The following is an 8,346-nucleotide window of genomic DNA, read 5'->3' on the forward strand; positions in this document are numbered from 1 at the left end:
GATGCCGTCACCGACAACCCGGGGCGAGTCTTCGGCGTGCCGCTGTCGATCCGCTCTCAGATCACTATCGACGGATCGCGGCGATCCGTGACCACCGGGCTACTCTGCTGGAAGTTGCACCATCAATGCGGGAGAGCAGATGCGGTTCGGGATCCTGGGACCCCTGCGGGTCGGCGGTGGCGAGTCCACCGTCACCGCCGGTCGCGACCGGATCGTGCTCGCCATGCTGCTGCTGCGGTCCGGTCGGCTGGTGCCGGTCGAGGAACTGGTCGACGCGGTCTGGGAGGAGCGCCCACCGGCCACCGCCCGCGCACAGTTGCAGACGTGCGTGTCGCGGTTGCGGCGTCGGTTCGCCGAACTCGGGCTGACACCGGAGACCATCGTCACCGACCCGGTGGGGTACGGCGTCCGAACCGCACCGACCGAGCTGGACGCGGAGGTCTTCGCCCGGGGTGTGGAGGCGGCCCGGGCCGCAGTGGCCTCCGGCCGGTTGGCGGACGCGCGTGAGCGGTTCCGGGCCGCCCTGGCGCTCTGGCGGGGGCCGGCGCTCGGCGGTATCCCGAGCCGCAGCGTCCGCCGCCGCGCCCAGGCGCTCGACGAGCAACGCCTCACCGCGTTGGAGGAGTGCGTCGACGTCGAGCTGCGCCTCGGGCAGGCCGCCGAGCTGCTCGAGGAGCTGACCGAGAGCGTCGACCAGCACCCGCTGCGGGAGCGCCTGCGCGGCCAACTGATGCTCGCCCTCTCCTCGGTCGGCCGGCAGGCCGACGCGCTGGCGGTCTACCGGGAGGGCCGGCGGATCTACGCCGACGAGCTGGGCATCGAACCGGGCGCCGAGTTGCAGGAACTGCACCAGCGGGTGCTCGCCGGCGACCTGGCCCTGGCCGGCCGGGAAATCCGGCCGGCCGCGCCGGTCCGGTCGCTACCTCGGGCGATCGGTGACTTCACCGGCCGGCAGGAGACGGTGGCCCGCCTCGTCAAGGAGATCGAGGAGGACGGCACCCGGATCCAGCTGATCGACGGAATGGCCGGCAGTGGCAAGACCACCCTCGCCGTGCACGTCGCCACCGCGCTCGCCGACCGTTACCCGGATGCCCAGCTCTTCGTCGACCTGCACGGGCACAGCGAGCGCAGCCCGTTGACGCCGGCCACGGCCGTGGCCGCCCTGCTGCGCCAGCTCGGCGTGCCGGCGGAGCGGATGCCGGTGGACCCGGACGACCGGCTGGCGCTCTGGCGGACCGAGCTGGCCGGCCGCCGGGCTCTGGTGGTGCTGGACAACGCCGCCACCGCCGACCAGGTGGCACCGCTGCTGCCCAACGGCTCACACTGCCTGGTCCTGATCACCAGCCGCCGCCGGCTGGTCGGGGTGGACGAGGGACGACCGTCGTCACTGCCCGTGCTCGACGCCGACGAGGCGGTCGAGCTGCTCGCTCGGGTGGCCGGCGCCGAACGGGTCGCCGCGGAACCGGAGGCGGCCGCTGAGGTGGCGCGTCGCTGCGGCCATCTGCCGCTCGCCATCCGGTTGGCCGGCGCCCGCTTGGCGCACCGACCGCACTGGCGCGTCGCCGACCTCGCCGAGCGGCTGGTCGCGGGTGCGGGCCCGCTGGCCGAGCTGGCCGCCGGGCAGCGCTCGGTGGGGCAGGCGTTCGCACTGTCGTACGCGCAGGTCTCACCGCCGGCTCAACGGCTGTTCCGGCTGCTCGGTCTGTACCCCGGCGGACGGCTGGACGGCGAACTGGCCGCCGCCCTGGCGGAGCTGCCCCGGACCGAAACTCAGGACCTGCTGGACGAGCTGGTCGACGCGCACCTGGCGGAGGAGATGCAGCCGGGCCGGTACCGGTTGCACGATCTGCTCCGGGAGTACGCCAGGCTGCTGCTGGATGCCGGAGAGCGGCGGAACGAACGCCACGACGCCCTTGAGCGGTTGCTGGACCATCACCTGTCCGTCGCGGTGGCGATCGCCCGGGCGATCGAGGCGGCGGGCAGTCGCCGCACCATTCCGGTCAGCACGCCCAGCCGGCCCGATCTGGTGGCCGCCCCGGCAGCTGAGGGGCGGGCGTGGTTCGAGGAGAACCTGGCCGCGCTCACCGCACTGGTCCGGCTGGCCGAGGAGGAGGGCTTTCCGACGCAGTGCTGGCAGTTGGCCCGGGCCTGCTGGCGGTTCAACTTCGACGGCGGGCACCTCGACGAGCTGATCGAGACCCACACGATCGGGCTTCGGGTCGCCGAGCGGCTCGGCGACGAGGCGGCGGTCGCCGTGATGCTGAACTACCTCTCCTCGGCGTACTTCCGGCTGGCCCGCTTCCCGGAGGCGATCAGTTCGATGGAGGTGGCTCTCGACCTGCGCCGCCGGCTCGGGCTGCGGGGTGACGAGCTCAGCACGCTGTGGAACCTCGGAATCTCGTACGCCGCGAACGGCGACTTCCGGCAGGGCAAGGCGAAGTTCGACGAGGCACTGAGCATGGTCACCGGGCTGGATGACGCACACGAACTGACCAACCTGCAGAACAACCTGTGCTTTGCGCTGATCGGCTGGGGCCGGTACGACGAGGCGCTGCGCACCGCCCGGCAGCACCTGATGCTGGCCCGCCAGACGAAGGACATGCGACAGACCGCGAACGCGATCGGGCACCTCGGCATGATCCGGCACCGGGTGGGTGACCTCGGCCCGGCCCGTCGGATCCTGCGGATCGCGTTGCACCTCAAGCGCCAGTGGGGCAACCGGTTCGGCGAGGGGGAGGTGCTCAACGAGATCGGGGTGTTGGAACGCGTCGCCGGGCGGCCGGAGCGCGCCGCCACCCTGCACCGGGACGCGCTGGTGGCGATGATGGAGGTGGGCGACCGGGTGGGGCAGTGTGCCTCGCGCAACCTGATGGCCCGGGCGATCCAGGACCAGGGGGACGTCGCCAGCGCGCTCGACCTGCACCGCCGGGTGCTCGCCGACGCGGCGCGGTTGAGTGTCCGATACGAGCAGGCCCGCGCGCTGGAGGGCATCGCCCGCTGCCTACGGGACACCGACCCGGCGGCGGCCCGGGCGCATCTGATCCGGGCCCTGCCCCTGTTCCGGCAGATCGAGTCACCGGACCAGCACGGGGTGGAACGGCTGCTGACCGAGTTGGACTGAGGGTTCATCTGCGAGTCGGCGACGGGCGCGGCAGGATGGTACGCGTGACGACTCCAGAGGCGACCGGTTACCGGATCGAACGCGACTCGATGGGCGAGGTGGAGGTGCCCGCCGAAGCGTTGTGGCGGGCGCAGACGCAGCGTGCGGTGCAGAACTTCCCGATTTCTGGCCGGGGTATCGAACCGGCCCAGATCAAGGCGCTGGCCCAGATCAAGGGCGCGGCGGCCGAGGTCAACGGTGAGCTGGGCGTGATTGACGCGAACGTGGCCGCCGCAATCGCCGCCGCGGCCGCGCACGTGGCCGCCGGCGGCTACGACGACCAGTTTCCGGTCGACGTGTTCCAGACCGGGTCCGGGACGTCGTCGAACATGAACGCCAACGAGGTGATCGCCACCCTGGCCACCCGGGAGCTGGGCCGGGACGTCCACCCGAACGACCACGTGAACGCCTCCCAGTCCAGCAACGACGTCTTCCCGTCCTCGATCCACCTGGCCGCCACCCAGTTCATCGCGGAGGACCTGCTGCCGTCGCTCGACCACCTCGCGGAGGCGCTGGAGGGCAAGGCGGCCGAGTTCGAGACGGTGGTGAAGGCCGGGCGTACCCACCTGATGGATGCCACGCCCGTCACCCTCGGGCAGGAGTTCGGCGGGTACGCCGCCCAGGTGCGCTACGGCATGGAACGGCTGGAGGGGGCGCTGCCCCGGCTGGCCGAGCTGCCGCTGGGCGGCACCGCCGTGGGCACCGGGATCAACACCCCGCTCGGCTTCGCCGCCGCCGTCATCGGCAGGTTGCGCGAGTCGACCGGGTTGCCGCTGACCGAGGCCCGCAACCACTTCGAGGCGCAGGGCGCCCGGGACGCGCTGGTGGAGACCTCCGGCCAGCTGCGTACCGTCGCGGTGGGCCTCTACAAGATCGCCAATGACATCCGGTGGATGGGCTCCGGTCCCCGGGCGGGCCTGCGCGAGTTGCGCATCCCCGACCTCCAGCCAGGCTCCTCGATCATGCCGGGCAAGGTCAACCCGGTCGTCGCCGAGGCGATGCGGCAGGTCTGCGCCCAGGTGATCGGCAACGACGCGACGGTCGGCTTCGCCGGCTCGCAGGGCGACTTCGAGCTGAACGTGATGCTCCCGGTGATGGGCCGCAACCTGCTGGAGTCGATCCGGCTGCTGGCTGCGGCCAGCCGACTCTTCGCCGACCGCCTGGTGGCCGGCGTGGTCGCGGACGCCGAGGTCTGCCTGGCGTACGCCGAGGGCTCGCCGTCGATCGTCACCCCGCTCAACCGCTACCTCGGGTACGACGAGGCCGCGTCGATCGCCAAGGAGGCGCTGGCGAAGCGGACCTCCATCCGCGAGGTGGTGATCTCCCGGGGGCACGTGGACTCCGGCAAGCTCACCGAAACCCAGCTGGATGAAACCCTGGACCTACTTCGAATGACCCATCCCTGAGGCGGGGAGCCGCGCGGTGCCGCCCAGCCGGGGAAGCGGGCGACGAGCGCCAGGTGCGGTCGGCGTGGTGCCGTCGCGAGATCGTCCGAGGCGGTCCGGGACATACTGCGACCTTCCTATCGAGCTGAATCGTTTGCGTCATCACCTCGCTCGCCCCCGGCGGTGGGACCCGCCCGGCCGGGGGGAGCGGGCTGTCCCGTGCGGCGCCAACAGGTCCGGGGACGGGGAGCGGCGTAGCGCGGCGGCGTTCCTGGTCGCGGAGCTGAGGCTGGCGCGGGCTCGGCGTGGCTGGAGTCAGGACGAGCTGGCCAAGGCGGTCAACTACTCGGCGTCGATGGTCAGCGCGTCGAGCTGGGCCAGCAGCCGCCCACGACCACGTACCTGGAACTCGTCGACCGCGCCCTGGACACCGGCGGCCTCTTCGGTCGCATGTCCACCGAGCTGGTCAGCCTGGACCGGGCGCAGCCGTGGCTGCGTGGCTGGCAGGCGAGCTCTGAGCAGGCCCGAACGTGTCCGGTGGTACGAGCCTCGCTACGTGCCCGGGCTCTTCCAGACGGAGGCCTACGCGCGAGCGGTCTTCGAGGCTGGCGGCCTGCTCGACCCCGAGGAGGTCGACCGGCGACTGACCGACCGGATGAATCGCCAGGACGTGCAGCACGGCGAACGTGCGCCGCAGATCGTGGCGGTGTTGAACGAGGCGGTGCTGCGGCGACGGTGGGTGGGCGGAAGGTGCTGCGCGACCACACGCTGCACCTGGCCAGCATCGCTACCGGGCACCCTCGGGTCCGGCTGCACGTGGTGCCGCTGACCGACGCTCGATGGCGCAAGAGCAGCCGCAGCAACCAGGACAATTGCGTCGAGGTGGCGACTGATCCGGGGGACGTGGTCGGGGTGCGCGACAGCAAGGACCCGGACGGGCCCGTGCTCGCCGTCGACGCGTACTCCTGGCGGCTCTTCGTGGTCGCGCCCCCGCGCTGACGCGACCGCCTCGCGCGCGACGGTGGTCGTGGGGTTTCCGCGCAACTTCCCGGAAGTTGCTGCCTCTCAGTGGCCTGAGGCAGCAGTCTCCCCGAGGTTGGGCGGATCTTGCGAGCGGACGGCGTGGGTAAACGGCTCGACGGTGTCGCAGCGTGGACGGGATGATCCCGCCATGGGTGGAGATGACGCGGGCCTGCCTCCGGCGACCGAGCGGCTGCGGTGGCGGCGGCTCACCATGGGCGACGTGGACGCGCTGGTCGACCTGGACAGCGATCCCGAGGTGATGCGCTTCCTCACCGGCGGCGTGGCCACCCCGCCCGCCACGATCCGTGACGGGCAACTGCCGACGCTGCTGGCCCAGTACGACCGGCATCTCGGCCTGGGCCGCTGGGCGGCGCTGGACGGGGAGACCGGCCGGTTCCTGGGCTGGTTCGCGCTCGATCCGTCGGCGGACGGCACCGAGGCCGAGCTGGGCTACCGGCTGCGCCGCCCAACCTGGGGGCGTGGCCTGGCCACCGAGGGTTCCCGGGCGCTGGTCCGGTACGCCTTCGACACCGTTGGCGTGCGGCGGGTCTGGGCCGAGACGATGACGGTCAACGACCGCTCCCGGCGGGTGATGGCGAAGGCCGGGCTGCGCTACGTGCGCACCTTCCACCTCCAGTGGGACGACCCGATTCCGGGCACCGAGCACGGCGAGGTGGAGTACGAGCTGCGGGCCGAGGAATGGGCGCACACCGCTCAGGAGCGGCCGGCGGCCCGGCGGGCGCGGTAGGCGGTCACCGCGGCGCGGTTGCCGCAACCAGCCTCGCAGAACCGCCGCGACCGGTTGCGGGACAGGTCCACGACCACGTTGTCGCAGTCGGGGTACTCGCAGATCCGCAGCCGGCTCAGCTCGCCGGCGCGGACCAGGTCGGCGATCGCCATCGCCGCCTCCACGGCGATGCGGGTCGCCAGCGGCGCGTCGCGGGGCACGGCGTGCAGGTGGTACGGCTCGTCGTCGTGCTCGATCAGCTGCGGCAGCGCCCGGTGCTCCAGCAGCAGGCCGTTGACCACGGCGACGATCTCGGCCGGCTCGGCGTGCCAGATGCGGCGCAGCCGGGGCCGCAACTCCCGCACAGCGCGTAGCTCGGCGTCGGTGTGCTCGTGCCGTCCACTGTAGGAGTGGCGGATGAAGAACGCGTCCAGCGCGGCGATGTCGGGCAGTAGCTCGCCGTCCCGGCCCGCGGTGTTGACCAGCGCGGCAGCGGCGATCAGCGAACATTCGGTGTCATGAGCGAACAGCAACTTGACTCCTGTCACAGGGGCCGCCTAGCGTCATGGGCACAAGGATAGTTTGCCCATGACACCATCGCCCGTTCCGAGGAGTGCAGGATGCAGTCACGACCCGCCGCCGGCGCCGCGTTGGCGCTGCTCGCCGCGGTCACCTTCGCCACCTCGGGCACCTTCGCGCGGTCGCTCATCGAGGCCGGCTGGTCCGCCGAGTCGGCGGTGATCGCCCGGGTCGGCGTGGCAGCCCTGGTGCTGGCTGTCCCCGCGCTGCTGTCGCTGCGGGGCAGGTGGGATGTGCTGCGGCGGAACGTCACAGCGATCGGGATGTTCGGGCTGCTCGGCGTGGCGCTGGCCCAGGTCTGCTTCTTCAACGCCGTGCGCTACCTGCCGGTCGGCGTCGCGCTGCTGCTGGAGTACCTGGGCATCATCCTCGTCGTCGGCTGGATGTGGCTCCGGCACGGGCAGCGGCCGCGCCGGCTCACCGTGGCCGGTTCGGCGGCCTCCCTGGCCGGGCTGGCGTTCGTGCTGGACCTCACCGGCGCCGCCGGCTTCCACCCGGTGGGCGTGCTCTGGGGGTTGGGCGCCGCGGTCGGCCTGGCCGGCTACTTCGTACTCGCCGGCCGGGTCGACCCCCGCCTGCCCTCGGTCGCCATGGCCAGCGGCGGGATGGCAGTCGGCGCCGTCGTGCTGCTCCTCATCGGGCTGACCGGTCTGCTGCCGCTGCGTGCCACCTTCGGTGAGGTCACCTTCGCCGGGGAGCGCACCAGCTGGCTGCTGCCGATCGTGGGGCTCTCCCTGGTGGCTGCCGTGATCGCGTACCTGGCCGGGATCGCCGGCAACCGCATCCTCGGCCCGCGGCTCTCGTCGTTCGTCGGGCTGACCGAGGTGCTCTTCGCGGTGCTGATCGCCTGGCTCTTCCTGGACGAACTGCCCACCGCCTGGCAGCTGTTCGGTGGCGGGCTGATCGTCGCCGGGGTGGCCCTGGTGCGCCTCGACGAGCTGCACGGACCGGCAGCGGAATCCACGCCCCTGTCGCCCGAGCCCGTGCTGGCGGTCGACGGTCGTTGAGACGGTGGGCGTGCTGACCACCGTGGTGTTCGGTGGTGGCTCCCCCGGCGGGCCGGCCTGCGATCGGTGCGGTTGAACCGGCACGGCCTGCCCCGACCGGCCGGGGACGGGCCCGCCGGCGAAGTGTCCACCACGGCCGATCTGCCAGCGGCGCTCGCTGACCTGCCGGCGATGGCGGACGACCTGCCCCGCGACGTTGTCCGACCGGCCGCCGGTGCGGGCCGATCTGCCCGAGGTATGTCTCGACCTGGGTGGGTCGCGCGTCGACCTCGGTGGATGTAGGAGAGATTCACCGCTATAGAGCCTGTTTCTGATCTGCCTGGCGGGACTTGTGGTACGTGAGCGACGGTCGGCGTGGCGGCCGTCCATAGAAGACGGGCTCTTGGTAAGCAGACGGTTCCTACACCCTGCTGCCCCAAGAGCCCGCCTTGACATTGAACCCTGCCCGGCCTGCCGCCAGCCAGC

Annotated in this window: 7 protein-coding genes; 6 read left to right on the forward strand and 1 reads right to left on the reverse strand. The window is 72.1% G+C overall.

What is annotated here, in order from left to right; all coding sequences use genetic code 11:
* The first annotated feature begins 139 nt into the window (after positions 1-139).
* The 5 genes from KBX63_RS16380 (at position 140) to KBX63_RS16395 (ending at position 6,316) form a co-directional block, all read left to right on the forward strand.
* Complete coding sequence (locus KBX63_RS16380) at positions 140-3,121, forward strand: BTAD domain-containing putative transcriptional regulator (protein WP_210912094.1); 2,982 nt, start codon at positions 140-142, stop codon at positions 3,119-3,121.
* A gap of 35 nt (positions 3,122-3,156) precedes the next feature.
* Positions 3,157-4,566 carry a class II fumarate hydratase gene (locus tag KBX63_RS16385; RefSeq protein ID WP_210912095.1) on the forward strand — a complete coding sequence of 470 codons (1,410 nt, stop codon included), beginning with the start codon at positions 3,157-3,159 and terminating at the stop codon, positions 4,564-4,566.
* A gap of 334 nt (positions 4,567-4,900) precedes the next feature.
* Positions 4,901-5,374, forward strand: coding sequence for a Scr1 family TA system antitoxin-like transcriptional regulator (locus KBX63_RS35230; protein WP_247662512.1), 474 nt, complete (start codon positions 4,901-4,903; stop codon positions 5,372-5,374).
* A complete protein-coding gene (locus tag KBX63_RS16390; RefSeq protein ID WP_247662513.1) occupies positions 5,371-5,544 on the forward strand; it encodes a DUF397 domain-containing protein in 174 nt (57 codons plus the stop codon). The genes KBX63_RS35230 and KBX63_RS16390 overlap by 4 nt, the downstream gene beginning before the upstream one ends.
* 172 nt (positions 5,545-5,716) lie before the next feature.
* Positions 5,717-6,316 carry a GNAT family N-acetyltransferase gene (locus KBX63_RS16395; protein WP_210912096.1) on the forward strand — a complete coding sequence of 200 codons (600 nt, stop codon included), beginning with the start codon at positions 5,717-5,719 and terminating at the stop codon, positions 6,314-6,316.
* On the opposite strand, the gene KBX63_RS16400 is transcribed toward KBX63_RS16395, so the two are convergent.
* Positions 6,283-6,828: a CGNR zinc finger domain-containing protein gene (locus KBX63_RS16400; RefSeq protein ID WP_210912097.1), complete on the reverse strand. Its 546-nt coding sequence runs from the start codon at positions 6,826-6,828 to the stop codon at positions 6,283-6,285. The genes KBX63_RS16395 and KBX63_RS16400 overlap by 34 nt on opposite strands.
* Positions 6,829-6,915: 87 nt before the next feature.
* Between KBX63_RS16400 and KBX63_RS16405 the strand changes: the two genes are divergently transcribed.
* Entirely contained in the window at positions 6,916-7,881 is a 966-nt protein-coding gene (locus tag KBX63_RS16405; protein ID WP_210912098.1) for a DMT family transporter, read from the forward strand.
* Positions 7,882-8,346: the final 465 nt, after the last annotated feature.

It is taken from the genome of Micromonospora sp. U21, assembly GCF_018070045.1.
In the GTDB taxonomy this organism is placed as follows: Bacteria; Actinomycetota; Actinomycetes; order Mycobacteriales; family Micromonosporaceae; genus Micromonospora.

Bases quoted from the DNA above. Each gene is read 5' to 3' on its own strand.
- KBX63_RS16380 (WP_210912094.1), top strand. From the start codon at position 140: ATGCGGTTCGGGATCCTGGGACCCCTGCGGGTCGGCGGTGGCGAGTCC.
- KBX63_RS16395 (WP_210912096.1), top strand. From the start codon at position 5,717: ATGGGTGGAGATGACGCGGGCCTGCCTCCGGCGACCGAGCGGCTGCGG.
- KBX63_RS16405 (WP_210912098.1), top strand. From the start codon at position 6,916: ATGCAGTCACGACCCGCCGCCGGCGCCGCGTTGGCGCTGCTCGCCGCG.
- KBX63_RS16385 (WP_210912095.1), top strand. From the start codon at position 3,157: ATGGTACGCGTGACGACTCCAGAGGCGACCGGTTACCGGATCGAACGC.
- KBX63_RS35230 (WP_247662512.1), top strand. From the start codon at position 4,901: ATGGTCAGCGCGTCGAGCTGGGCCAGCAGCCGCCCACGACCACGTACC.